Source organism: Phenylobacterium sp. (assembly GCF_036677185.1).
Lineage (GTDB): Bacteria > Pseudomonadota > Alphaproteobacteria > Caulobacterales > Caulobacteraceae > Phenylobacterium.
The window spans coordinates 71,001-93,245 of sequence record NZ_JAKFEN010000017.1; the positions used below are offsets into that span (position 1 = coordinate 71,001).

The 22,245-nt window shown below is 69.5% G+C and carries 21 protein-coding genes and 2 pseudogenes; 5 read left to right on the plus strand and 18 right to left on the minus strand.

The features are described 5' to 3' along the window. The first annotated feature begins 31 nt into the window (after window positions 1–31). Window positions 32–2,017 carry a translation factor GTPase family protein gene (locus tag V6M51_RS07605; protein ID WP_332766023.1) on the plus strand — a complete coding sequence of 662 codons (1,986 nt, stop codon included), beginning with the start codon at window positions 32–34 and terminating at the stop codon, window positions 2,015–2,017. Between the two features lie 164 nt (window positions 2,018–2,181). Here the strand turns inward: V6M51_RS07605 and V6M51_RS07610 are convergent, their stop codons facing one another. The 5 genes and pseudogenes from V6M51_RS07610 to V6M51_RS07630 all read right to left on the minus strand — a co-directional run bounded on the left by V6M51_RS07610 (window position 2,182) and on the right by V6M51_RS07630 (window position 6,130). Next, complete coding sequence (locus V6M51_RS07610) at window positions 2,182–2,649, minus strand: hypothetical protein (RefSeq protein ID WP_332766024.1); 468 nt, start codon at window positions 2,647–2,649, stop codon at window positions 2,182–2,184. Window positions 2,650–2,696: 47 nt separating this feature from the next. Beyond that, window positions 2,697–3,029: a hypothetical protein gene (locus V6M51_RS07615; RefSeq protein ID WP_332766025.1), complete on the minus strand. Its 333-nt coding sequence runs from the start codon at window positions 3,027–3,029 to the stop codon at window positions 2,697–2,699. A gap of 66 nt (window positions 3,030–3,095) precedes the next feature. Next, window positions 3,096–3,209: pseudogene (locus tag V6M51_RS23865) on the minus strand (PEPxxWA-CTERM sorting domain-containing protein); the annotation flags it as partial. A 618-nt stretch (window positions 3,210–3,827) separates the two neighbouring features. Continuing rightward, a complete protein-coding gene (locus tag V6M51_RS07625; protein ID WP_332766029.1) occupies window positions 3,828–4,517 on the minus strand; it encodes an MgtC/SapB family protein in 690 nt (229 codons plus the stop codon). 197 nt (window positions 4,518–4,714) lie between these two features. Next, complete coding sequence (locus V6M51_RS07630) at window positions 4,715–6,130, minus strand: cytochrome P450 (RefSeq protein WP_332766031.1); 1,416 nt, start codon at window positions 6,128–6,130, stop codon at window positions 4,715–4,717. A 103-nt stretch (window positions 6,131–6,233) separates the two neighbouring features. On the opposite strand from V6M51_RS07630, the gene V6M51_RS07635 reads away from it, so the two are divergent. Continuing rightward, on the plus strand, window positions 6,234–7,136 hold the full coding sequence (locus V6M51_RS07635) for a LysR substrate-binding domain-containing protein (protein ID WP_332766033.1): 903 nt from the start codon (window positions 6,234–6,236) through the stop codon (window positions 7,134–7,136). A gap of 5 nt (window positions 7,137–7,141) precedes the next feature. Here V6M51_RS07635 and V6M51_RS07640 read toward each other — a convergent pair whose 3' ends face one another. Continuing rightward, the gene (locus V6M51_RS07640; protein ID WP_332766035.1) at window positions 7,142–7,888 is read right to left on the minus strand and encodes a YebC/PmpR family DNA-binding transcriptional regulator; all 747 of its coding nucleotides are present in this window, start codon (window positions 7,886–7,888) and stop codon (window positions 7,142–7,144) included. A 142-nt stretch (window positions 7,889–8,030) separates the two neighbouring features. On the opposite strand from V6M51_RS07640, the gene V6M51_RS07645 reads away from it, so the two are divergent. Next, window positions 8,031–8,261, plus strand: a complete 231-nt coding sequence (locus tag V6M51_RS07645; protein ID WP_332766036.1) for a hypothetical protein — start codon at window positions 8,031–8,033, stop codon at window positions 8,259–8,261. Here V6M51_RS07645 and V6M51_RS07650 read toward each other — a convergent pair. From V6M51_RS07650 to V6M51_RS07680, 7 genes and pseudogenes are all read right to left on the minus strand, one after another. Further along, entirely contained in the window at window positions 8,212–8,802 is a 591-nt protein-coding gene (locus tag V6M51_RS07650) for a histidine phosphatase family protein (protein WP_332766305.1), read from the minus strand. The two genes, V6M51_RS07645 and V6M51_RS07650, sit on opposite strands and share 50 nt — an antisense overlap. Then, window positions 8,799–9,416, minus strand: a complete 618-nt coding sequence (locus V6M51_RS07655; protein WP_332766037.1) for an SDR family NAD(P)-dependent oxidoreductase — start codon at window positions 9,414–9,416, stop codon at window positions 8,799–8,801. Before V6M51_RS07655 ends, V6M51_RS07650 begins: the two co-directional genes overlap by 4 nt. Window positions 9,417–9,501: 85 nt before the next feature. Next, window positions 9,502–9,585: pseudogene (locus tag V6M51_RS07660) on the minus strand (SDR family oxidoreductase); the annotation flags it as partial. Window positions 9,586–9,616: 31 nt separating this feature from the next. Beyond that, window positions 9,617–10,051, minus strand: a complete 435-nt coding sequence (locus tag V6M51_RS07665) for a DUF3995 domain-containing protein (RefSeq protein WP_332766038.1) — start codon at window positions 10,049–10,051, stop codon at window positions 9,617–9,619. After that, entirely contained in the window at window positions 10,048–10,884 is an 837-nt protein-coding gene (locus tag V6M51_RS07670; RefSeq protein ID WP_332766040.1) for an alpha/beta fold hydrolase, read from the minus strand. The genes V6M51_RS07665 and V6M51_RS07670 overlap by 4 nt, the downstream gene beginning before the upstream one ends. A 138-nt stretch (window positions 10,885–11,022) precedes the next feature. After that, window positions 11,023–11,988: a quinone oxidoreductase family protein gene (locus tag V6M51_RS07675; protein WP_332766041.1), complete on the minus strand. Its 966-nt coding sequence runs from the start codon at window positions 11,986–11,988 to the stop codon at window positions 11,023–11,025. An 82-nt stretch (window positions 11,989–12,070) separates the two neighbouring features. Continuing rightward, the gene (locus V6M51_RS07680; protein ID WP_332766042.1) at window positions 12,071–12,730 is read right to left on the minus strand and encodes a ParA family protein; all 660 of its coding nucleotides are present in this window, start codon (window positions 12,728–12,730) and stop codon (window positions 12,071–12,073) included. Window positions 12,731–12,938: 208 nt separating this feature from the next. On the opposite strand from V6M51_RS07680, the gene V6M51_RS07685 reads away from it, so the two are divergent. Further along, window positions 12,939–14,624: an alpha/beta fold hydrolase gene (locus V6M51_RS07685; protein ID WP_332766044.1), complete on the plus strand. Its 1,686-nt coding sequence runs from the start codon at window positions 12,939–12,941 to the stop codon at window positions 14,622–14,624. 152 nt (window positions 14,625–14,776) lie between these two features. Here V6M51_RS07685 and V6M51_RS07690 read toward each other — a convergent pair whose 3' ends face one another. Both V6M51_RS07690 and V6M51_RS07695 read right to left on the minus strand, forming a co-directional pair. After that, a complete protein-coding gene (locus V6M51_RS07690; protein WP_332766045.1) occupies window positions 14,777–15,940 on the minus strand; it encodes a DegT/DnrJ/EryC1/StrS family aminotransferase in 1,164 nt (387 codons plus the stop codon). 88 nt (window positions 15,941–16,028) lie between these two features. After that, on the minus strand, window positions 16,029–16,928 hold the full coding sequence (locus tag V6M51_RS07695; RefSeq protein ID WP_332766046.1) for a LysR family transcriptional regulator: 900 nt from the start codon (window positions 16,926–16,928) through the stop codon (window positions 16,029–16,031). 84 nt (window positions 16,929–17,012) lie between these two features. Between V6M51_RS07695 and V6M51_RS07700 the strand changes: the two genes are divergently transcribed. Beyond that, a complete protein-coding gene (locus tag V6M51_RS07700) occupies window positions 17,013–17,750 on the plus strand; it encodes a TorF family putative porin (protein ID WP_332766048.1) in 738 nt (245 codons plus the stop codon). Here V6M51_RS07700 and V6M51_RS07705 read toward each other — a convergent pair. The 3 genes from V6M51_RS07705 to V6M51_RS07715 form a co-directional block, all read right to left on the minus strand. Then, the gene (locus V6M51_RS07705) at window positions 17,747–18,964 is read right to left on the minus strand and encodes an amidohydrolase family protein (RefSeq protein WP_442957845.1); all 1,218 of its coding nucleotides are present in this window, start codon (window positions 18,962–18,964) and stop codon (window positions 17,747–17,749) included. The two genes, V6M51_RS07700 and V6M51_RS07705, sit on opposite strands and share 4 nt — an antisense overlap. 173 nt (window positions 18,965–19,137) lie before the next feature. After that, window positions 19,138–20,202, minus strand: a complete 1,065-nt coding sequence (locus V6M51_RS07710; RefSeq protein WP_332766050.1) for an alpha/beta fold hydrolase — start codon at window positions 20,200–20,202, stop codon at window positions 19,138–19,140. A 36-nt stretch (window positions 20,203–20,238) separates the two neighbouring features. Next, entirely contained in the window at window positions 20,239–21,825 is a 1,587-nt protein-coding gene (locus tag V6M51_RS07715; RefSeq protein ID WP_332766051.1) for an AMP-binding protein, read from the minus strand. Window positions 21,826–22,245 lie beyond the last annotated feature (420 nt).

The following is a 22,245-nucleotide window of genomic DNA, read 5'->3' on the forward strand; positions in this document are numbered from 1 at the left end:
GATTCCTCTTATCGACAGGATTTGAAGCTCTATGCCCACGCTCAACTTGGGGATTCTGGCGCACGTAGACGCCGGCAAGACTAGCCTCACCGAACGACTGCTCTACGAGGCCGGCGCCATAGCGGCGATCGGCAGCGTGGACGACGGCGACACCCAGACCGACTCCCTGGACCAGGAGCGGCGACGCGGGATCACCATCAAGACCGCGGTCGCCTCCTTCGTGGTGGGCGACGTCACCGTCAACCTGATCGACACCCCCGGCCACCCGGATTTCATCGCCGAGGTGGAGCGGGTGCTGAACGTGCTGGACGGCGCGGTGCTGGTGATCTCGGCCGTGGAGGGGGTGCAGGCCCAGACCCGCGTCCTGATGCGGACCCTGCAGCGGCTGGCGATCCTAACGCTGATCTTCGTCAACAAGATCGACCGGCGCGGGGCGCAGGACGAGGCCGTGCTGCAGGCGATCTCCGAACGGCTGACCCCGGCCATCGTCGCCATGGGATCGGCCCGCGACCTCGGCGGGCAGGACGCCGACTTCACCCCGTTCGAGCCGGAGGACCAAGGGTTCAGGGCGCGGCTCGTCGAGCGGCTGGCCGACCATGACGACCTCATGCTGGCGGCCTATCTGGAGGGCGGGACCCTCACCGCGCCTGGCCGGCTTCGGAAGGGGTTGGCCGCCCAGACCCGGCGGGCCCTGGTCCATCCGGTCTATTTCGGCTCGGCGATCACCGGCGCCGGGGTGGAAGCCCTGATGGCCGGCGTGACCCGGCTGCTGCCGAGGGCGCGGGCCGACGCGGACGGCCCGGTCTCCGGCGCGGTGTTCAAGGTCGAGCGCGGGCCGGCGGGGGAGAAGATCGCCTATGTCCGCATGTTCTCCGGAACCCTGCGGACGCGGGACCGCCTGAAGTTCGGCCAGGGCAAGGAGGCCAAGGTCACCGCCATCGGGGTCTTCGACCGTGGCGGGGCGGTGAAGCGTGACAGCCTCGCCGCCGGCCAGATCGGTAAGCTCTGGGGCCTGGGCGACATCCAGATCGGCGACGCTGTCGGCCTGCCGCGAGAAGGCTCGGCCCAGCGCCATTTCGCGCCGCCGACCCTCGAGACGGTGATCGTTCCGCGCCGCGCCGCCGAGCGCGGCGCCCTGCTGGGCGCCCTGGTCCAGCTCGCCGAGCAGGATCCTCTGATCAACCTGCGGCAGGACGACATCCGCCAGGAGATCTACGTCTCGCTCTATGGAGAGGTGCAGAAGGAGGTCATCCAGGAGACCCTGGCCAGCGCGTACGGGGTCGAGGTTGAGTTCGACGAGACCACGACCATCTGCATCGAGCGACCCGTGGGCTCCGGCTGCGCCGTCGAGGTCCTGCGCGAATGGCCCAACCCCTTCCTCGCCACGGTGGGCCTGCGGATCGACCCGGCGCCGATCGATTCCGGCGTGACCTTCCGGCTGGAGGTGGAGTTCGGCTCGATCCCGCACGCCTTCCACCGGGCGGTGGAGGAGACGGTGTTCAAGACCCTGGGCCAGGGCCTGCACGGCTGGGCGGTCACCGACTGCGTGGTGACCATGACCCACTCCGGCTACCAGCCGCGGCAAAGCCACTCCCACGCCATCTTCGACAAGAGCATGTCGAGCACGGCGGGGGATTTCCGCAATCTGACGCCCCTGGTGCTGATGGCCGCGCTGAAGCAGGCCGGGGTGGCCGTCTGCGAGCCCATGCAGCGCTTCGAGCTGGATATCCCCGGCGACACCCTGGGGTCGATCCTCTCGGTCCTGGCCCAGGTGGAGGCGGTCCCACGCACCCAGGCCATGCGGGGATCGGCCTGCCGGCTGGAGGGCGAGATCCCGGCGGCGCGGGTGCACGAGCTGCAGCAGAAGCTGCCGACCCTGACCCGCGGCGAGGGGGTGCTGGAAACCGCCTTCCACCAGCACCAGCCGGTGCGGGGACCGGTCCCGTCGCGGCCTCGCACTGACCACGACCCGCTCGATCGCAAGGTCTATCTGCTGAACCTCAAGCGGCGGGTCTGACCACGACGATCCGACCACCTCCCAACCTCGTCATCCTCCGGTCGTCTGAAAGACGATCCGGGGGACCCAAGCGGCGTCCGCCACATCCTGAGAGTCAGCTTGGGTCCCCCGGATCTCGCTTCGCGAGCCCGGAGGATGACGACGTTGAGTGAGGCCCCGCATCTCTACAATCCCTGGACCTTGGCGAGGTTGGGCTTGGGGATCGGGTGGGTGAAGGGGCCGTGGGTCTTGGCCTTGTCGCGGGCGAGTTCGGCCCAGGCGGCGGCGAAGGCCTGGGGCGTGTTGGGCGTCACGGGGGCGCGGACGAAGGCGACCGCACGGCCCTTGAGCGCGGTCTGGACCTGGGCCCAGAGGTCGAGGTCGGTTTCCGGCGGGGCGGCGGCCTCGCCCAGGATCATGGCGCGGATCGGGCCGAGCACGATCGGGCTGTCGGCATGGACGGCCAGATCGCCCGGGGGGAGGTCCTTGAGCGCCGCGGCCAGGCCGGCCAGGGCCGTGCGTTCGGGCGTGATCTGGCGCGCGCCGCCCGCCGCGCCCGCCAGGCCGTCGGTGGTCTGGCGCAGATGGGCCCAGCCGCCGACGCGGAAGGCGGAGTGGTGGCTGGACAGGGTCCAGAGGCGGATGGTGCTCATGGGCGGGGCTGTAGCACCCTGCCGCCGAGATTCTTAGCGGGCCGGCGTCAGCGCTCGTCGCGGAGATAGACGACGTTGGTCTTGGCGCTGGAGATGATGTGGCCGATCAGGAACCCGGCGAAGGCGGCGATGGCCAGCGAGGCGTAGGGCCGCTCCTGTACGAAGGTCTCGGCCTCGCCCAGACGCTTGCGGGCCTCCTGGCGCGCGACGCCGTAGCCCTCCTGGGCCTTGGCCTGCAGGACGCTCGCCTTCTCGGTCAGAGCCACCTTGGCTTCGTGGGCCAGGTCCGAGGCCGCGCCGACCAAGGGGGCGGCGGCCTGCTTCAGCGCCGCGCCGCGGCGCGGCTTGGGCGTGGGTTGGGTGTTCGTCTGGTCGACCATGGCCTGGGGTTCTCCTGAAGCTTCGGGAGAGACAACGACCTCGCGGTCCCGGCAGTTCCGGCGCGTCTATGCGACCGCGGGCTGCTCCCGACGGCGAGCGCCGCGAATCAAGACCCCGACCCCGCCGAAGCCTATGACCAACATCGCCCAGGTCGACGGCTCGGGGACCTCGGAGGTGAGCTTGAGATTGTCCATCACGAACTGGCGGCCCTTGCAGGAGCAGCCGTCGTACCAGGTGGTGAAGGTCAGCCTGTCGAGGCCGCCCCAGCCGGCGGCGAAGAAGGTCGGCCCGGCGGTGTCGAGGTTCAGCACCTGGGAAAAGAGCTCAAGTCCGTCGTTGAAGCCCTGGATGCGCAGCTGCAGACCGTCGATCCAGGCGGCGGTGAAATAGGCGCTCTCGAAGTCGAAGCTCCCGGTGGCCAGCGACACCGCGCCCACCACGTCGCCGCCGGCGTTGAAGGCGACGTTCTCCGGCGAGACGGTTCCGTGGCCGAAGCCGGTGTCCTCGAAGCCGGCGTACCAGACGGCGCCGAGCGTGCTCATGTTCTCCCAGTCGAGGCCCTCGTAGGAGGTGAGCGTTTGGGCGACCGGCGTGCGGTCGTCGAACGTGATGAGCTTGGCCTGGGCGGGACCCGCCAGGACCGCAAGCGCGAAGGCCAGAGCCCCGAGAACCGTCTTCATGATCGTCACCTGACTCGAACTGCCGGCGATCTCGCTCAGCTCTGGCGACACGGCCAAGTTGATTCAGGCGGCGGCGGGCGAATTAACCTTGCCCGGTCCCGTGTGGGGGGAATTGGGTCATTCGTGGCGCGGGGCGATGTCGAAGGCCAGCACGCCCGGCTCGGTCTTCAGGCGCTGGACGAGTCGGTCCGTCGTCGCCGGCCGTGGTCCCTTGACGGTGGCAGCCAGCTCCATCACCCCATCGGCGGTCAGGCTCTGGCGGACCACCTCGGCCTTCAGCCCGAACTCGCCGATCAGGGCGCGGAACGCCGCCTCGCCGGGCGCCTGGTCGCGGGGATAGCGGATGGCGACGTCCACATGGCTGACATGGGGCAGGCGGAAATCCAGCCAGCGCAGGCCAGCCAGCACCGCCAGGGTCAGGACCGTGCCGCCGATCGCCAGACCATAGAAGCCGACCCCGTAGAGGACGCCGAGCGCCGAGGTGATCCACAGCGACGCCGCGGTGGTCAGGCCATGCACCGTGGGGCCTTCGCGGAAGATCACCCCGCCGCACAGGAAGCCGATCCCGGTGAGGATGCCGTGGGCCATGCGCGCCGGGTCGATGCGGATCAGTTCGTGCGGCGTGTCGCTGAGCCAGCGCACCTGATGGACCGCCGTCAGCATCAGCAGGGTCGAGGCCAGGCAGACCAGGATGTGGGTGCGGAAGCCGGCGGGCCGGCTGCGGTATTCCCGCTCGAAGCCGATCAGGCCGCTGGCGATGGTCGCGCCTAGCAGGGGCCATATGAGGTCGGGGTTCCACCAGTCCATCCAGCCGGAACGCGCGAGCCGCGGTTAAGCTTCACGGCGGCGGCTCCCTCCACGCACCGCTCATCCCGGCGAAGGCCGGGACCCAGATGGAATGGCTCCGATGCGGGTTCTACGGGCTGCGAGCTCGTCCCGTCAGCCACTGCGCTACGAGATCTGGGTCCCGGCCTTCGCCGGGATGAGCGGATTTGAGTGCAGACCTAAACCCGCTCGACCATCATCGGCAGGCCGCCTCTCGGCCTGAGCGTGGTGTGGGCGAGGGGCATGACGGTGTGGCCCTCGACCGGGCGGAAGCGGAACCGCGCCAGCCAATGGGAGAGGATCAGCAGGGCCTCGGCCTGGGCGAAGGCCATGCCGATGCAGATGCGCGGGCCGGCGCCGAAGGGGATGTACTGGAAGCGGTGATGCTGAGCCTTGGCCTCGGGGTCGAAGTTCTCCGGATTGAACAGTTCGGGCTCGTTCCAAAGCTTGCGATGGCGATGCACCACCCAGGGCCAGACGCTGACCATCTCGCCCTTGCGCACCGGCTGGCCGCAGATCTCGTCGTCCTCCAGCGCCTGGCGGTCCATGCGCGGCACGGGCGGATAGAGTCGCAGGGTCTCGTCCCAGACCATCCGCAGATAGGGTAGGCGCGCCAGGATCTCGGCCGGCGAGCCGCCGGCGTCCAGGGCGGCCTGGGACTCCTCGCGCGCCCAGTCCTGGGCCTGGGGATCGCGGCTGAGCAGGTAGATGGCCCAGGCCAGGCCGTTGGCGGTGGTCTCGTGGCCGGCGACGAAGAAGGTGGCGGCGTTGTCCAGGGCGAGCTTGGCGGCCACCCTGGGCTCGTAGCGCTCGGCGAAGGCGTCGAGCAGCCGGGTCATGAAGTCCTCGCTGGGCGCGGGCGCGGCCTGCCGCTTGGCGATGAAGTCGGCGAGCTGGCCCAGCAGCGCCTTGCGGCCCCGGGCCCCGCGGCGCTGGACGGCGCTCTGGTCGAGCCAGGGCATGCCGAACAGCACCCCCAGGCGGTACTCGCCGGCGGCGGCGATCAGGGCCTCGAGATGCGGGGCGGTGTCGCGGAAATCCAGGCCCGCCTCGCCGGAGAACAGGGCCTCGTCGATGATCTCGAAGGTGGTGCGGGTGGCCTCGGCGGCGATGTCGACGCGCTCCACCGAGCCCATGGCCCAGCGATCGGCGGTGCGGCGCGCCACGGACATGAAGGTGGGGTTGAAGCCCGCCAGGGCGGCGGGGGTGAAGGCCGGGGCCATCAGCCGGCGCTGGTCGCGCCACAGTTCGCCCTCGGCCGAGAACAGGCCGTCCCCGAGCGCCGGCGCCACCATCTTCCGGACCAGGCCGGGCTTGGGGTAGTTGGCGGCGTTGTCGAGGAAGACCCGCTTGATCCCCTCCGGGTCGCTGATCCCGTGATAGGTCAGGTGCAGGATCCTGGTCTTGCGGTTCAGGACGTCGAAGGTCTCCCGCGGCCAGCCCACCAGCGGATTGCGCGAGGTTTCGCCCAGGAACACGTCGTAGAGGCTCGGCCAGGTCTCTGGCTGATCCGGCGCGGCGGGCCGGAAACGCGTGGGAGGCGCGCGTGGCGACGACGGTTCCTGGGCGAAGGGGGCGAAGGCGAAATCGGTCATGGTGTTGATCTTGCGAGCCTTTCGACCTCCTCAGCATGGGGCCGGATGCTGCGTTGCACCAAACGATATAACCGCGATATGCTTGTGAGGTGAGATCACAAGGATGAGGCTCCTGGAAAAGCGTTCGCTGCCGCCGCTGACCGCCTTGCGCGCGTTCGAAGCCTTCGCCCGCCGCGGGCGCATGACCCTGGCCGCCGACGAGCTGTGCGTCACCCACGGGGCGGTGAGCCGCCAGATACGCAGCCTGGAGGAGGCGGTCGGTCTTGACCTCACCGAGGGCCCGCGCCACCGGCTGAAACTGACCGAGGCGGGTCAGCGGCTGGCGGCGTCGCTGTCGGGCGCCTTCGATCAGGTGGAGCGCACCCTGACCGACCTGAAGGCCGCCGCCCACGAGGAACTGCACCTGTCCTGCGTCGGCACGCTCGCGATTCGCTGGCTGATCCCGCGCCTGCCGGCCTTCCACGCGCGCCATCCGGCGGTGCGGGTGAAGGTGACCGAGTCCTACGCCCCGGTGGACTTCGCTCGCGAGCGGTTCGACGCGGCGATCCGGGTCAACGAGACCGCGCCGATCGCCGGCGCCCACGCCACGACCTTCCTGGAGAACTTCACTGGCCCGGTGACGGCGCCTCACCTAGTCGGCGACGGGCCGACGGGTCTGGAGGGCCTGACCCGGCTCACCACCGGCACCCGCCAGACGGCCTGGATCGAGTGGGAGAACAATTCCGGCGTGACCCTGCCGCGCGCGCCGGAGGTCCAGGAGTTCGAGCACGTCTTCTATGTGCTTGAAGCCGCCGCCGCCGGCATGGGGGTGGGGCTTAGCCCCTGGATCTATGTGGCGGGCGACATCGCCGCCGGACGGCTGGCCGCGCCCCTGGGCTTCGCGCCCACGCCCTCGAGGTTCTGGTTCCTGACCCCCTCGCGGGAGGTCAGGCCGTCGGTGGCGGCGTTCCGCGACTGGCTGACGGAGGAAGCGGCCAAGGCGCCCGCGCCGCCGGGACGGAGCTAGGGCGTCTAGCCCCCGTACTTCTCCATGTCCTCGTCGGAGATATCGTAGTCGCCATAGACGTTCTGCACGTCGTCGTCGTCGTCCAGGGCGTCGAGCAGCTTCATCAGCGTGCCGACCGGCTCGCCCGTGACCGGGGTGAGGTTCTGGGCGCGCCAGACGATCTTGGTGGTCTTGGCCTCGCCCAGCGTGGCCTCCAGGGCCGCGGCGACCTCGGCGAAGTCCTCATAGGCGGTGTAGATGGTGTGGCCGTCCTCGTCGGACTCCACGTCCTGGGCGCCGGCCTCGATGGCGGCCTCCATGACCGCGTCCTCGGTGCCGACCTTGGCCGGATAACTAATTTCTCCCAAACGGTCGAACTGGAAGGCCACCGAGCCGGAGGCGCCGAGATTGCCGCCGTTCTTCGAGAAGATGGTGCGGATATTGGCCGCGGCGCGGTTGCGGTTGTCGGTCAGGCCCTCGACGATCAGGGCCACCCCGCCGGGGCCGAAGCCCTCGTAGCGGACCTCGTCATAGCTCTCGGCGTCGCCGCCGGCCCCCTTCTTGATGGCCCGGTCGATATTGTCCTTGGGCATGGACTCGGCCTTGGCGTTGGCCACCGCCAGGCGCAGGCGGGCGTTCATCGCCGGGTCGGGCAGGCCCGCCTTGGCGGCCACCGTGATCTCGCGGCTAAGCTTGGAGAACAGCTTGGACCGCACCGCGTCGGCGCGGCCCTTGCGGTGCATGATGTTCTTGAATTTCGAGTGTCCGGCCATGGGTCTCGTTCTGGCTTTTCTTGCAGCAGGTGGGCGCTTCTAGCGTCGGAAGGCGGCGAAGGCCAGACGTGGGGACCAGAGGGGACGGAGGAACCACGGCCGCGCCTGGGGGTTGAGCCCTAGGACGAGGTGGAGCCTAGAGATGACCGACTACAGCGACTATACCGACGACAACCTCGCCGAACCCCCGGAAGCCGAGGTCGTGCATTGGATGGATCGCCGCCCGTTGACCATCGGGGCGGCGGGGCTTTCCGGCGCCGTGGCCGGCGCCTTCCTGCTGGGCGCGGTGGCGGCCCTGGGGCTGGTGGTGCTATCGACCCGAATCACCCCACGGCCACGTTGGAACAATCTATTCTCTCGCTCGATCCATTGAGCAGACGATAGACGGCGTCCTGCGGGACGTCCTGAGCCCAGGTCTCGGCGCGCGAGAGGCCCAGATAGGCGCCGCGAACCACGCGGCCCGAGCCGCCGTGGCAGACGATGACCACCTTGCGTTCCGGTTCCGGCGGCAGCTCCGCCAGCCAGTCGGCGATGCGGGTTTCGACCGACTCATGGGTCTCGCCCCCGGGCGCCGCGAACTGCCACTGGCCTCGTCCGAACGTGTCGGGGTGCTCCCGCGCCAGCTCGGCGCGCAGCCGCCCGTCCCAGTCGCCGAACGACACCTCGATCAGCCGGTGGTCGATCTCCGGCGTGAGCCCGAGCCGCGCGGCGATCGCCTTGGCCGTAGCCTGGGCGCGGCCGAGCGGACTGGAGATCAGCCGCCAGCCGGCCGGGTCGCCAATCAGCTCGGCCAGCCGCTCGCCCATGGCCCTGGCTTGGGCTTGCCCCAGTTCGGTGAGGGGCGAGTCCAGATGCCCTTGCATCCGCCCCTCGGCGTTGAAGTGCGTCTCGCCGTGCCGCGCCAGGTAGATCATCGCTTGCGCCGGACCACCGGGTGGGACGAGGACAGGCCGCCATCGACCACGATGGCGTGGCCGTTGACATAGGAGGCCTCGTCGGAGGCCAGGAACAGGGCGGCGTTGGCGATCTCGATGGGCACGCCGCCGCGGGTCAGCGGGTTGAGCTGGCCGATCTTGTCCTCGTTGCCGCGCGCCCGAGCGCCGTCGAAGATCGGCTGGGTCATGCCGGTCTCGATCAGGCCGGGGCAGATGGCGTTGACCCGCACGCCGGTGCCGTAGAACTCGTTGGCCGCGGTCTGGGTCAGGCTGATGACGCCCGCCTTCGACGCCGAATAGGGCGAGCCGCCCGCGCCCGAGCGGATGCCGGCCACCGAGGCCGTGCAGATGATCGAGCCCTTGCCCGCCGGGATCATGACGCGGGAGGCGTGCTTCACGGCCAGGAAGGCCCCGATCAGGTTGATGCGCAGGATCTCGGCCCAGAAGGCGGCGTCCTGCTCGTCGAAAGCCGTCCAGCCGCCGGAGACGCCGGCATTGGCCCAGCAGACGTCGAGGCCGCCGAAGTCCTTCACCGCGCGGGCCACCAGGCTCTCGACGAAGGCCTCTTCGCCGGCGTCGCCGACCAGGGCCACGGCCTTGCCGCCGGCGTCGGGTGACCAGCTTGGCGGTGTCGTTCACGGCCTCGGCCTTGTCGGCGATGACCAGGTTCGCACCCTCTTTCGCGAACAGGATCGCGCTGGCCCGGCCGATGCCGCTGGCGGCGCCCGTGATGACGGCGGTCTTGCCGGAAAGTCGTCCCATGGTGGTTCCTTCGAGGTTGGCGCGCGGCGGGTCAGCCGAGCGCGAAATTGACCGCCAGGCCCGCGGCGATCAGCAGGCAGAGCGGCGAATAGTAGAGTTGGTTGAGGCGGTGGAAGGCGGTCCCCTCCGCGCGGCGCCAGACGGCGGGGACGAAGCCCGCCAGGCCGCGCACCAGGAAGACTCCGGCCAGCATGAAATAGGCCGTGGCGAGCAGCGGACGCCAAGGCCCGTCCAGGGCTTCGGCGCTGAAGGCGAGGATCACGGCGGCGCCGGCCGCGATGGCCAGGGACACGAAGACCGTCAGTCCGGTGGAGGGCATCCGCGAACCGGGCCGCGCCCCCAGCACCTTGTCGGCCAGGCTCAGCTCGTCGGTTCCCGGCCAACGAACGCCGAAGGCCCAGGCCAGGTGCAGTCCGGCGATGGCTAGCAGCAGGGCCGCGAGGCCGATGGCTAGCGGGTTGATCACCGGGCGCGCGCCGCGGCGGCGAGGATGGCGTCGATGAACGTGTCGTGGAGGGCCGGCGGCAGGTCGTGGCCCATGCCGGGGACCACCCGCAGCTCCGCATCTGGGATGGCCTTGGCGGTGGCCTCGCCGCCGACCAGCCGGACCAGCGGATCGTCGGCGCCGTGCAGGACCACGGTGGGGACGGCGAGCTTCGACAGCCGCTCGGTGCGGTCGCCGTCGGCGCGGATGGCGGCCATCTGGCGGGCCGAGCCGGTGGGGTTGAAGGCCCGCCCATGCTCGGCGATGACCCGCTCACGCAGGGCGCCGTCGGGCCAGGGATAGCCGGGACTTCCGATAGTGAGCGCGTTCTTCACCCCATGGGCGATGAAGGCCTCGCGGTCGGCCTCGGGATCGGGCGGGGCGGTGGTCAGGACCGCGCCGGCCTCCGGTGTCGGGTCGAGCGTCCCCGGCGCGCCGCTGGCCGACATGATCGAGGTCAGGGACAGCACCCGGTCCGGATGCTCGATGGCCACGGCCTGGCCGATCATACCGCCCATGGAGACCCCGGCCACGTGGGCTTTCTTCACCCCCGCGGCGTCCAGCACCGCCACGGCGTCGGCGGCCATGTCGGAGAGCGCATAGGACTCGCCCGGCTTGAACCAGGTGGAAAGTCCGGTGTCGCGGTTGTCGAAGCGGATGGCGCGGTGGCCCGTGGCGACCAGCTTCTCGCAGAAGGCCGCGGGCCAGCGGGTCATCTGGGACCCGAGGCCGTTGATCAGCAGGACGGCGGGGGCGGCGTCGGGACCGAAGGTCTCGTACTCGATCTCGACGGCGCCGTTCCTGGCCTTGGGCATCTGGTGATCTCCTCTTGCGCGGCGTCTCAGACCCCGCTCACCCCGGCGAAGGCCGGGGCCCAGGTGAAGCCCACCGCCCGCTCGAGATGAATCTGGGTCCCGGCCTTCGCCGGGATGAGCGGGGGTGGGCGTGTCTCTCTAAGGCACCAAGACCACGCGGCCGACGGCGGCGCGGCTTTCGATATAGGCGTGGGCCTCGGCGGCTTCCGAGAGCTTGAAGACCTTGTCGATCACCACCTCGAGTTCGCCCTTGGCGGCGTCGTTTATCAGCTGCTGGATGTTGTCGTGCACCCGGTCGGTGCCGATCTCCGCGCCCAGGAAGACCCCCGACAGCGAGCGGTTGCCGCCCATCATCGAGCCCACGTCGACCACCATGGCCTCGCGCCCGGCGGCGCCGACCATGGAGACCCGGCCTCGATAGGCCAGGGCATTGATCGAGCCCTGCAGGGTGGGGCCGCCGACCGAGTCGACGATGACGTCGACGCCCTTGTTGTCGGTCAGCCGCTTGGCCTCGCGCACGACGTCGTCGCGGGTGTAGTTGATGCCGTGGTCGAGGCCGAGCGGCTTCAGCCGCTCCAGCCGCTCGTCGGAGGACGCGGTGGCCAGGATCAGGCTCGCCCCGCCGCGCTTGGCGAGCTGGATGGCGGCGACGCCGACGCCCGAGGCGCCGGCCTGGACCAGGACCGTCTCGCCTTTCTTCAAGCGGCCGAACTCGAACAGGCAGTCATGGGCGGTGCCGAAGGTGACCGGGATGGCCGCGGCCTTCTTGACGTCGAACCCATCGGGGATCGGCCAGCAGTTGCGGGCCGGGACGGACCGCAGCTCGGCATGGCTGCCCCAGTTGTTCACGGTGGCGACCTTCTGGCCGACCTTCAGGTGGGTGACCTCGGCGCCGACCGCGACGATCTCGCCGGCGGCCTGGTAGCCGACCACGTGGGGCACGGTCATCAGCGGGCCGCGCCAGCGGTTGAGGGTGTCGCCGCCCTCGATGGCCACGGCCTCGACGCGGATCACCACGCCCTTGGGATGACAGGCGGGGTCGGGAACCTCTTCGTACTTCAGGACCTCGGGACCGCCGTTCTCGTAATAGACCGCCGCCTTCATGCGCTTTCTCCCAAATGACTTAAACAAATGTTTGACCGGAAGCTAACCGGGCGGAAGGGTCGCGCGCAAGGGAAAGCGCGGGCTATCGCACGGCTTGGGCGGCGTCGCGGCCGAAGACGAAGGTCTCGACGAAGGTCCAGAGCTCGGCGATCTCGCGCGCGGCCTCGGCGGACGGCTCCATCTCCTCGACCGAGCGGCCGCGCTCTAGCGCCGACTGATAGCCGGCGCGGGCCCGCAGGATGATCGGGATGACCGGCAGGCGCATGAGCAGCAGGGCCTGCAGCGCGCGCTTGACCGCCGGCGGCTCGACGCCGTTGCGGGCGACCGGCGCCTGGTTGACCACGATGAGGGCGGGCTTGCGCAGGCGCCGGACGATCTCGGCGGTCTGGATGGCGGCGGCCAGGTCCAGGAAGGTCGGGCGGATCACCAGTAGGCACAGGTCGGCGGCCACGATGGCGTGGCTGATCTCCTCCTCGATCGCCGCCGGGGTGTCGACGACCAAGGTGTTCACCCCCTCGCGCAGGGCCGAAAGCTGCAGGGCGAAGAGCTTGGGGCCGGAGGTCTCGACCCAGGCCGGGCCGACCTCCGTGCGGCCCCTGAGGACCTGGCTGGACGATCGTTGGGCGTCGGTGTCGGCGATCAGCGCCGGGCGGCCGCGCAGATGGGCGGCCAGCGCCAGATGCACCGCGAGTGTGGTCTTACCCGAACCGCCCTTGCGGGCGATGACGGCGATGGTGCGCATGGGCCGGCTCCGCGCCGGTGCGAGGGGGCGCAATGGTCAAGCTAGTTTGCAGATGGCTGTGACATCCGTTCCATCGCGCAAGAAAATTCCCCAGGCGGTTGTTCGCCCACTCAACGTGAGGCGTCCTGCTCGGTGTGAGCGCTTTGGGTTCGACGAACGTGTTAGTTAATGTGAAGACGATTCCCGCAAGGACTGGCGACCCGCCCGCATGGACGCCGATAGAGACGCCAAGGCCGCCCTGGTCATCGAGACCATGTATCGGATCGCCGCCGACCTGGAGAACTGGGAACAGCTCATCGACGCGCTCGGCGCGGAGCCGGAGAGCGAGGACCTCTCCGTGCAGTCGATCCGCGACCTGGCCCACAGCGAGGACATCGCCCGGCTGCTGAGCCGGTCGGACGAGGGGCCGGCCGCCAACCGTCAGCTCCGGCGCGATATCGGCTGGATCGTGCTGTCGGCGCAGGGGCGGACGATCGCCGTCAATTCCGCGGCCTTGACGGTGATCGAGGACGGTCTCGGCGAGGTGCGGGTCGGCTCGCCCCCGACCTTCTCGGAGCCGGCCAATGGCGAGGCCCTCAGCCGGGCCCTGGGCCAGGCCCGGGCGCTGGCGGGGGGGCGAATCATCCTGAAGCTGCAGCGCGACGCCGAGGAGGGCCCGCGCTTCGCCTATGTGATCCCGGCCCGCGACCTGCCGGGCGCCATCGGACCCGCCGAGATGACGCAGGACGCCTTCGCTGTGGTGTTCCCGGCCATCGAGGAGACCGGCCGGCTGTGGGCGGCCATGCGCGAGAGCTTCGGCCTTACCCCCGCCGAGGTCCGGCTGGCCATGAAGCTGCGCGACGGCCGGGCGCTGAAGGAGGCCGCCGACGAGCTGGAGGTCAGCGTCAATACCGTGCGCAACCAGCTCCGCGCCATCTTCGACAAGATGGGGTTGAACCGGCAGAGCGACCTGATCCGGGCCCTGACCGAGCTGTCGGCTGTGGCCAACGCCATGGACGCCGACGGGCCGGAGCGGCGGATGGAGCACGCCGTCCTCGACGCGCCCACGGTGCGCAGCATCGTGCTGACCGACGGCCGGCGGCTGGCCTATCGCGACTATGGCGATCCGGCCGGTCGGGCGATCCTGTCGTTTCACGAGGGCCTGGGCTCGTCGCTGATGCCGCCGGGCACCCAGGGTCTGGCCCGTGAGCTCGGCCTGCGGATCATCAGCGCCGAACGGCCGGGTTTCGGCCAGTCCGACCCCAGGTCGGACTACAGCTTCGACGGCGTGGCGCAGGACATGGTCGAGCTGTGCGACCGCCTGGAACTCAAGAAGGTGAGGATCGGCGCCCTGCTGTCGGGGGCGCCCTCGGCGCTGCAGACGGCCATCCGGCTGGGGCCGCGGGTCACGGCGGTGCATCTCTATTCCGGCCGGCCGCCGCGGCGACTGGATGACGCCCCTCGCAACCCCCTGGCTCTGTTTCGCGCCCGCATCGAGAACAATCCCTGGGTGGTCGAGACCCTGTTCGCGGTTCTGCGCCTGCGAGTCTCGCCGGCCCAGGTGGAGAAGGTGCTGCGCCGCTCCATCGCCCATTCCCCCGCCGACAAGGCCTTCGTCGAGAGCCATCCCGAGGTGCTGCCCTTCATCGCCGCCTATGTGGGCGAGGCCCTGGCCCGCACCAGTCGGGGGCCGGCCGACGAGGTGCGCGCGTTCCGGCGCGGCCAGAACCTGACGGTCACCGCATTGCGGGCGCCGCTGGTGGTCTGGCACGGGGCGGAGGACGTGATGGCGCCGCTGCCCGACCTGCTGGCCTTCCTGGGCGACACGCCCCGTGAAGTGCGCGTCAAGCCCGGCATCGGCCACCTGCTGGCCCTGAAGCACTGGGAGGAAATCATGCGCGACGCGGCGGCATAGTCCATTTGCGTCATGCGCGGCGGTCGCACCTGTGTTTCCATCGGCCCGACTGGAGAGGCCGAGCTTGGGGGAGTTTCGGTCGATCACAGCTCAAAAGCGGACGCGGCCCCCCACGGGCTGCGTCCGTTGTCGTTTGGGGATGACGATGAAGGTCAGCCGTTGCGCTTCACATAGGCGCGGATGGCGGCGATCACCTGGTCCTGGTGGTCGGGGGTGAGATAGGGGTGCATGGGCAGGCTCATCACCACCTTCGACTTGGCCTCGGTGACCGGCAGGCCGTCCGGGGCCGGATAGACCGAATAGACGTCCTGCTTGTGGATCGGGATCGGGTAATAGACGGCGCTGGGGATGTCCTGGCTCTTCAGGTGCGCGGCCAGGCCGTCGCGGTCCGCGGTCTCGATGGTGTACTGGGCCCAGACCGAAATCCCGCCATCGATCACCTTGGGCGTGGCGACCACGTCGGAGAGGCCCTGGGCGTAGCGGTCGGCGACCGCGTTCCGCGCCCGGATCTCATCGTCGAATATGGTCAGCTTCTGCAGCAGCACCGCGGCCTGGATGGTGTCCATGCGGCTGTTCATGCCGATGCGCAGGTTCAGGTACTTGGGATCGTGCTCGAAGGTGCGGCCGACCAGATCCGACTTCACCGCCTGGCCGTGGACGCGCAGGCTGACCAGCAGGTCGTGCAGGCGCTCGTCCTTGCTGAGCACCGCCCCGCCGTCGCCGTAGCAGCCGAGCGGCTTGGCCGGGAAGAAGCTGGTGGTGGTGACGTCGGCCCAATGGATCGGGTGCTGGCCGTTCAGGGTGCAGCCGAAGGCCTGGGCGGAATCGGCGATCAGCTTCAGGCCGTGCTTGCGGGCGACGGCGGCGATGGCCGGATAGTCCGCCGGCTGGCCGAACAGGTCGACGGCGATCACCGCCTTGGGGGTCAGCTTGCCCTCCGCCTTCACCGCGGCGATGGCGGCGTCCAGCTTGGCGGGGTCGAGGTTGTAGGTGTCGGGAAGGATGTCGACGAAGACCGGCGAGGCGCCGACCAGGGGCATGGCCTCGGCGGTGGCCGCGAAGGTGAAGGACGGGCAGAACACCGCGTCGCCGGGACCGATCTCCCAGGCCATCAGCGGCAGGACCAGGGCCTCGGTCCCCGAGCCGCACGACAGCACGTAGGGCGCCTGGCCGTAGGCGGACATCTGGCGTTCGAACTCGGCGATCTCCGGCCCCATGATGTAGGCGCCCGATCGCACCACCTTCAGGATGGCGTCCTCCAGGGGCTGGCCGAGGCGGGCCCGCTGGGCCTGGAGATCGATGAACGGAATGGGCATCTGGCGATCCGAGTCTGAAGCGGCGCGCTTCATGGCACGGCGAGTCTAGCGAAGCCAAACACGCTTGGTGACGGATTTTTGCGGCCGCTCAAGCCATGGCTGCCCGCACCAGGCCCAGGAACCAGTCGACCCCGGGATCGGCGCTCTCGCGGCGCACCGCCTGGATGTCGAAGGACCACAGCTCGAAGTCGGCCTTCAGGATCTGCAGGCCCCAGCGCTCGGCATAGCGCCGGGCCAGGCTTTCCGGGCAGGTGGCGATGGCGTCGGTGACCGCCACCAGATTCAGGGCGGTCAGCCAGCCCGGCACGGCGGCCACCAGGGTCTCGATGACGGTGGTCTCGGCGGTGTGGGCGCCCACCTCGCTGGGCGAATGGGCGAAGACGTGGCCGACGGCGCCATAGGTCTCGAGGTCGATCTCGCCCTTGAGGGTCGGGTGGTCGCGCCGCGCCACCACGCAGTAGCGGTCCGTGAACAGCGGCTCGGCGGTGACGCCCGGCGGCAGGTTGGCGAAGCGGCCGAGCGCCAGGTCGATCTCGCCGCGGCGCAGGGCGTCGAGCGCCGGCGACTGGGCCGAGTACCCTATGACGTAAGAGACCCCGGGGGCTTGCCGGCGCATGGCCTCGATCACCGGTCCGCCGATCAGGGCGGTGACGAACTCCGGGGCGGCGAGGTTGAAGCGGCGGCCGCTGCGAGCCGGGTCGAAGCCGCCGTGCGGGGTCAGCGCCTGACCGGCCATGTCGATCAGGGCCTCGATGCGCGGCCCCAGCTCCAGGGCGCGCCGGGTGGGCTCCAGGCCGTGGGGCCGCCGCACAAACAGCGGGTCGCCGAACAGGTCGCGCAGGCGGGTCAGGGCGTGGCTGACCGCCGAGGGAGTCAGGCCCAGGCGCCGCGCCGTCTCGCTGGCCCGGCCGCACCGGAGCAGCTCGCGGAACACCAGCAGCAGGCCGCCGTCCAGGCGGCGTATTTGATTAAGATCGAATTCACTCATGCAGCGAATTCAGTAACTCGTAATTCACCGGAAGGCTAGGCCTTGGGGGTCGCGACGGACGCGACGCCGTTCGGAGACCCGTCGATGGTCAAGACATTCGCCGCCCTGGGCGCGCTCGCGGCGCTCGCCCTCCCGCAGCCGGCCGCCGCCCAGACCGTCGGCAAGCACGGCGTGCTCGTGCCCTGGATCCTGGTGGCCAGCCAGTACCGGTTCGACGGGATCAGCGCCTCGAACAACAGGCCGGTGCTGCAGGGCTCGCTCTATTGGTGGCGGCCGGACAAGACCTATGCCGGGGTCTTCGTGAGCCAGGTCGACTATCGCGATCCCGGCAAGACCTCCTACGAGGTCGACCTCTATGCCGGCCGCCATTTCGACGTGAAGGGAACGCGGGTGACGCTCGAGGCCATGTATTCCGCCTTTCCGGACAACAAGACCTGGGGCCCGACCTACGACTTCCTGCAGACCAAGGTGAAGGCGCGGCGGAGCTTCGAGAAGCTGACCCTGGGCGGCAATGTCGCCTGGACGCCGCAGGCGCCCTACGGCAGCGGCGAGGCCTGGCGGGTGGAGGGCGAGGCGGCCTATGCGCTCACCCCGCAACTCACCCTCACCAGCAAGCTCGGCCGGCGCTGGATCGACAAGGGCCACGACCGGACCTTCTGGGAGGTCGGCGGCAAGGCCCAGGCCAAGCACGCCGCCTTCGAGCTGCGCTATGTGGGGACCGACCTCAGCCGGGCGCAGTGCAACTACCTGCAGGCCGACTGGTGCTCGCCGGCCCTGGTCGGGACCCTGACCCTGCAGCTGCCCTACGTGCCGGTCGGCTAGTTCTTGTGGACCACGCCGCCCTTCATCACGAAGCCGACCTTCTGCAGGACCGTGACGTCGCTGAGCGGGTCGCCCTTCACGGCGATGAGGTCGGCGGCGTGGCCGGGGGTCAGGGCGCCGATCTCCTTGGAAAGTCCGAAATGCTCGGCCGCGACCACCGTGGCCGACTGCACCGCCTCCAGCGGGGTGAGGCCGGCCTTCACCAGCAGGGCGAACTCCTGGGCGTTGTCGCCGTGGGCCGAGACGCCGGTGTCGGTGCCGAAGGCGATCTTGACCCCGCCCTCATGGGCGCGCCGGGCCATGTCCAGCATCTTGGGGCCGGCCTCCAGGGCCTTGGCCGACTGGGCGGGGGTGAGGAAGTTCCCGGGGCTGGCGGCGATCCGCGCCACATAGTCGCCGGCCATCAGGGTCGGGACCAGATAGCCGCCGGACTTCTTGAACAGCGCGATGGACGAGGCGTCGAGATAGGTGCCGTGCTCGATGGAGTCGCCACCGGCCTTGAGGAAGGCGTTGACCCCGTCCAGGCCGTGGGCGTGGGCGGTGACCTTGCGGCCCATGCGGTGGGCGGCGTCGACGATGGCCGCCAGCTCCTCGTCGGAGAACTGCTGGCCCAGGCCCGCGGCGGTGTTGGACAGCACCCCGCCGGTGGCGGTGATTTTGATAATGTCGGCGCCCTTCCAGACCTGCTCGCGCACCGCGCGGCGGCAGTCGTCGGGGCCGGAGCAGACTGAGCCCGGCCGCAGGACGTGCATCACCTCCTCGCTGAAGCCGTTGACGTCGCCGTGGCCGCCATGGACCGAGATCGCCGAACCCGAGGCGATGATCCGCGGTCCCGGGACGTCGCCGTTGGCCGTGGCCGTCCGCAGGGCGAAGATGGCGTTATTCTCCGCGCCCAGATCGGCCACGGTGGTGAAGCCGGCCATCAGGGTGCGCCTGGCGTAACGGGCGCCGACCATGGCCTGCTCGGCCGAGGACTGGGTGACCTCCTCCAGGCGGCTGTTGGGGTTCTGCTGACCGGTCAAATGCACATGGCTGTCGATCAGGCCGGGAAGGACGAAGCTGTCCTTCAGGTCGACCACGCTGGCGCCGGGATCGGCGACGTAGCCGTCGGCGATGCGCACCACCTTGCCGTCCTGGACCACCAGGGTCTTGGCGGTCTCGACCTTGCCCGAGGCGGGGTCGATCAGGACCTTGCCGGCCTGGACGAAGGTCATGGGTCCCGCCGCCTGGGCGGAGGCGGCCAGGGCGAACGTCGCGGCGAGCGCGACGCCCGAAATCAGGTTCTTCACAGGTTCAGCCCCACTGGATTTCGAGGCCGCGCCCCGAGGTGGCGCGATCCTATGCGGGGCCGTGCGGGATGGCCAAGCGATGTATCGCCGATGGATGGCTATGGCGGCGAAGAGCGCAGGGCTTCGACCAGCCAGGCGTTGAATTTGGCGGGCTCCTCCAGGTGAGGATTGTGCCCCGAGCGCTCGAACCAGACGAAGGTCTTGGCGGGCGCCTGGATGCGCTCGTAGTAGCGGTGGGCCAGGACCGAGCTGGTCAGGTGATCGTGGCGTCCCGCGACGATCAGCACCGGAACGTCGAAGCGAAGATAGGTCCGGTCTAGGTTGCGGCTCAGGAGCTGCGGCTCCAGCAGGCGCGCGCCGAGAACGCCCCCGTTTGAGGTGGCGTAGAGGTCGCGCCAGTTCGCCTCCGAAGAACCGAGGCTCATCAGGATCAGGCGCGGAAGGCTCATGTCCGTATAGGAGGCGCCGCCGAATTCGTAGAGCCAGGCGCGCTGCACGAAGATCTCCTCGCCGGAATAGGGCGGAGGACCGATCTCCCGGAGCTGGCGCAGGGCCTCGCCGTTCTGTCGGCGTCGCGCCTGATCGGCGGCGTAGGCATAGGACAGCGCCTCGGCGCGCGGCTTGTCGGCCATCTGGCCAATGCCGACATAGGCCGCGACCTTATCGGGGTGTCGGCTGGCGTAGAGGACGCCGAGCATCGTGCCCCAGGAGTGGCCGATCAGCACGACCTTCTCCTGGCCAAGCCGCTTGCGGAGGCGGTCCACGAGCACCTCGAGATCGGCGACCATCTGATCGATGGTCAGGCTCTCTGGCGCCGCCAGGGGATCGAGCGTCTGACCGGCGAGGCGCTGGTCCCAGTAGACGACAGTGAAGGACTCCTCGAGCTGGCCGTTCAGGACACGCAGGATCGGGGTCTCGCCGGAACCCGGACCCCCGTGAAGCCAGATCAGGATCGGCTTTGAGGCGTCGCGGCCGCGGATGATGACGGACTGCTCGACGCCGTTGATCGCCCAGCGCTCGGCGACCGCGATGCTGCCCGCCAGCGGCCTTCCGGCCGGCCCCTCGAAGGGCGGCGTCGAGATCGGTGCGAGCAGCCGCGCAGCCACGACCGCCGCGACGAGGACGAACAGCGTAAGCCCGACCCGGACCCACCGGGCGATCACCGGCATTCTCCCCCCTCGTCGCGGCGCGCGCCGCGTCTAAATCTGCCGGGTGCGGCCTTCCCAGTAGGGGGCGCGGACCTTGTTGCGCTGGATCTTGCCGGCCTCGGAGCGCGGCAATTCGGTGACGAAGTCGAGGCTGCGCGGCACCTTGAACGCGGGCAGGGTCTTGCGGCCGAAGTCCAGGATCTCCTGGGCCAGCTGGTCGGACGGCGTGTAGCCGGCCTTCAGCAGGATCACCGCCTTGACCTGTTCGCCCCACTCGTCGTGCGGAACGCCGACGGTGGAGGAGTCGGCCACGGCCTCATGCTTGATCAACTCGTTGTCGACTTCCTGCGGATAGATGTTCACCCCGCCGGAGATGATGGTCTCGGCGTTGCGGCCGGTGAGGAACAGGTAGTCGTCCTCGTCGAAATAGCCGACGTCGCCCATGGTGAAGAAGCCGTCCACCCGGCTGGCGTTGGTCTTGGCCTCGTCCTTGTAATAGGTGAAGCCGCCGCCGGGCGGGAGCTGGTGATAGATGCCCCCGGCCACGCCATTGGGCAGGTCATCGCCGTTCTCGTCGAGGATCCGGCACTGCAGCAGCATGGGCCGCTTGCCGACGCTGCCGGGCTTCTTCAGCCATTCCTCGGAGGAGATGGTGAAGCCGGCGCCGCCTTCCGAGCCCGCATAGTATTCCGAGAGGATCGGGCCGAACCACTCGATCATGGCGTGCTTGACCTCCGGCGGGCAGGGCGCCGCGCCGTGGACGATGTATTGCACATGGCTGATGTCGTACCTGGCCTTCACCTCCGGCGGCAGGGCCAGCAGGCGCTGGAACATGATCGGCACCAGGTGCAGGTGGGTGACCTTCTGTTCGGAGATGGTCTTCAGGACCAGCTCGGAATCCCACTTGTCGATGAAGTGCAGCGGCACGCCGGCGCCCATGGCGGCGCGGACGTCGAAGGCCAGCGGGGCGGCGTGATATGCCGGCCCGGCGCAGAGCTGGACCGAAGTCTCGTGGTCGTAGCCGCGCAGGGCGTACATGGCCTGGGGGGTGACCACCGGGGCCGGGCGGAAGACGCCCTTCGGCCGGCCGGTCGTGCCCGAGGTGTACATCATCGAATTGCCGAGCACGGGGTCGGCGATGTCGGAGCCATCGAGCGGGGCGAGCGCGGTGTCGTAGTCGACGAAGCCCGGAATGGCGCCGCCGACGGCGAGCTTCAGGACCAGGTCGGGGCATTGCTCGGCGGCCGGTCCGACGCTGGCCACCCGGGCCTCGCCGACCAGGATCTTGGCTTCGCAGTCTTTGATGATGTAGGCGATCTCGTCGACGGTCAGATGCCAGTTCACCGGCGTGAAGCGGATGCCGGCGCGCAACGTGGCGGCCAGCACCTCAACGAACTCGGCGCGGTTGGAGCAGACCAGGGCCAGGGAATCGCCGGCCTTGAGGCCGTGCTGACGGAAGAGACGGGCGAGCCGGTTCGCCGCGGCGTTGAGCTGGGCGAAGGTCTTGGTCCGGCCGCCGGGGTCGATGACCGCGGCCTTGTCGGGATGCACCCGAGCCCAGACGGCGGTGGTCATGCCGACCGTGGCGGCCGCTTCCAGGGCTTGGTCCAGGCTCACGCGCTCTTTCAAATCTTCCATCAAATCCTCCCGTCGCCACGGGCCGGAGGAACGGCGGCGCGGCTCTTTTTCTATGGTGCGAGACGGAGCTTGGCGGCCGGCCGACAACGCGAAATATGCGCGCGGGCTAGGGCCTTTCCGTCTCGTAAACCCACCATGACAGGGGATCGCAGCGGCGACAACGCCATGTGGAATCCGTACGCCGACCGGATCGGGACCGTCGCGTTTCGGTCCCGCGGTAGGTCAACAGGCCGCCCGGCCCCGCCAAGGGCGGGCTGTAGAACAGCGCATACGGACAAATCTATATTTCATCTGTCTCGTCAAATCGTGTCTGGCGCACGGTGAACCGGCGCCGCAAAATGGTTTCCATACTCGGACATGGAAATTGTGATGAGTGATTCTCCCCCCTCCCAGCGGAGGGCGGGACCTTCTGACTCCGCA

Excerpts from the sequence above, each read along its gene's own strand:
- V6M51_RS07630 (WP_332766031.1), bottom strand. The coding sequence starts at position 6,130 with ATGACCGATTTCGCCTTCGCCCCCTTCGCCCAGGAACCGTCGTCGCCA.
- V6M51_RS07645 (WP_332766036.1), top strand. The coding sequence starts at position 8,031 with ATGACCGACTACAGCGACTATACCGACGACAACCTCGCCGAACCCCCG.
- V6M51_RS07635 (WP_332766033.1), top strand. The coding sequence starts at position 6,234 with ATGAGGCTCCTGGAAAAGCGTTCGCTGCCGCCGCTGACCGCCTTGCGC.
- V6M51_RS07700 (WP_332766048.1), top strand. The coding sequence starts at position 17,013 with ATGGTCAAGACATTCGCCGCCCTGGGCGCGCTCGCGGCGCTCGCCCTC.
- V6M51_RS07705 (WP_442957845.1), bottom strand. The coding sequence starts at position 18,964 with ATGACCTTCGTCCAGGCCGGCAAGGTCCTGATCGACCCCGCCTCGGGC.
- V6M51_RS07680 (WP_332766042.1), bottom strand. The coding sequence starts at position 12,730 with ATGCGCACCATCGCCGTCATCGCCCGCAAGGGCGGTTCGGGTAAGACC.
- V6M51_RS07605 (WP_332766023.1), top strand. The coding sequence starts at position 32 with ATGCCCACGCTCAACTTGGGGATTCTGGCGCACGTAGACGCCGGCAAG.
- V6M51_RS07685 (WP_332766044.1), top strand. The coding sequence starts at position 12,939 with ATGGACGCCGATAGAGACGCCAAGGCCGCCCTGGTCATCGAGACCATG.
- V6M51_RS07650 (WP_332766305.1), bottom strand. The coding sequence starts at position 8,802 with ATGATCTACCTGGCGCGGCACGGCGAGACGCACTTCAACGCCGAGGGG.
- V6M51_RS07670 (WP_332766040.1), bottom strand. The coding sequence starts at position 10,884 with ATGCCCAAGGCCAGGAACGGCGCCGTCGAGATCGAGTACGAGACCTTC.
- V6M51_RS07640 (WP_332766035.1), bottom strand. The coding sequence starts at position 7,888 with ATGGCCGGACACTCGAAATTCAAGAACATCATGCACCGCAAGGGCCGC.
- V6M51_RS07675 (WP_332766041.1), bottom strand. The coding sequence starts at position 11,988 with ATGAAGGCGGCGGTCTATTACGAGAACGGCGGTCCCGAGGTCCTGAAG.
- V6M51_RS07715 (WP_332766051.1), bottom strand. The coding sequence starts at position 21,825 with ATGGAAGATTTGAAAGAGCGCGTGAGCCTGGACCAAGCCCTGGAAGCG.
- V6M51_RS07695 (WP_332766046.1), bottom strand. The coding sequence starts at position 16,928 with ATGAGTGAATTCGATCTTAATCAAATACGCCGCCTGGACGGCGGCCTG.
- V6M51_RS07610 (WP_332766024.1), bottom strand. The coding sequence starts at position 2,649 with ATGAGCACCATCCGCCTCTGGACCCTGTCCAGCCACCACTCCGCCTTC.
- V6M51_RS07625 (WP_332766029.1), bottom strand. The coding sequence starts at position 4,517 with ATGGACTGGTGGAACCCCGACCTCATATGGCCCCTGCTAGGCGCGACC.
- V6M51_RS07690 (WP_332766045.1), bottom strand. The coding sequence starts at position 15,940 with ATGCCCATTCCGTTCATCGATCTCCAGGCCCAGCGGGCCCGCCTCGGC.
- V6M51_RS07615 (WP_332766025.1), bottom strand. The coding sequence starts at position 3,029 with ATGGTCGACCAGACGAACACCCAACCCACGCCCAAGCCGCGCCGCGGC.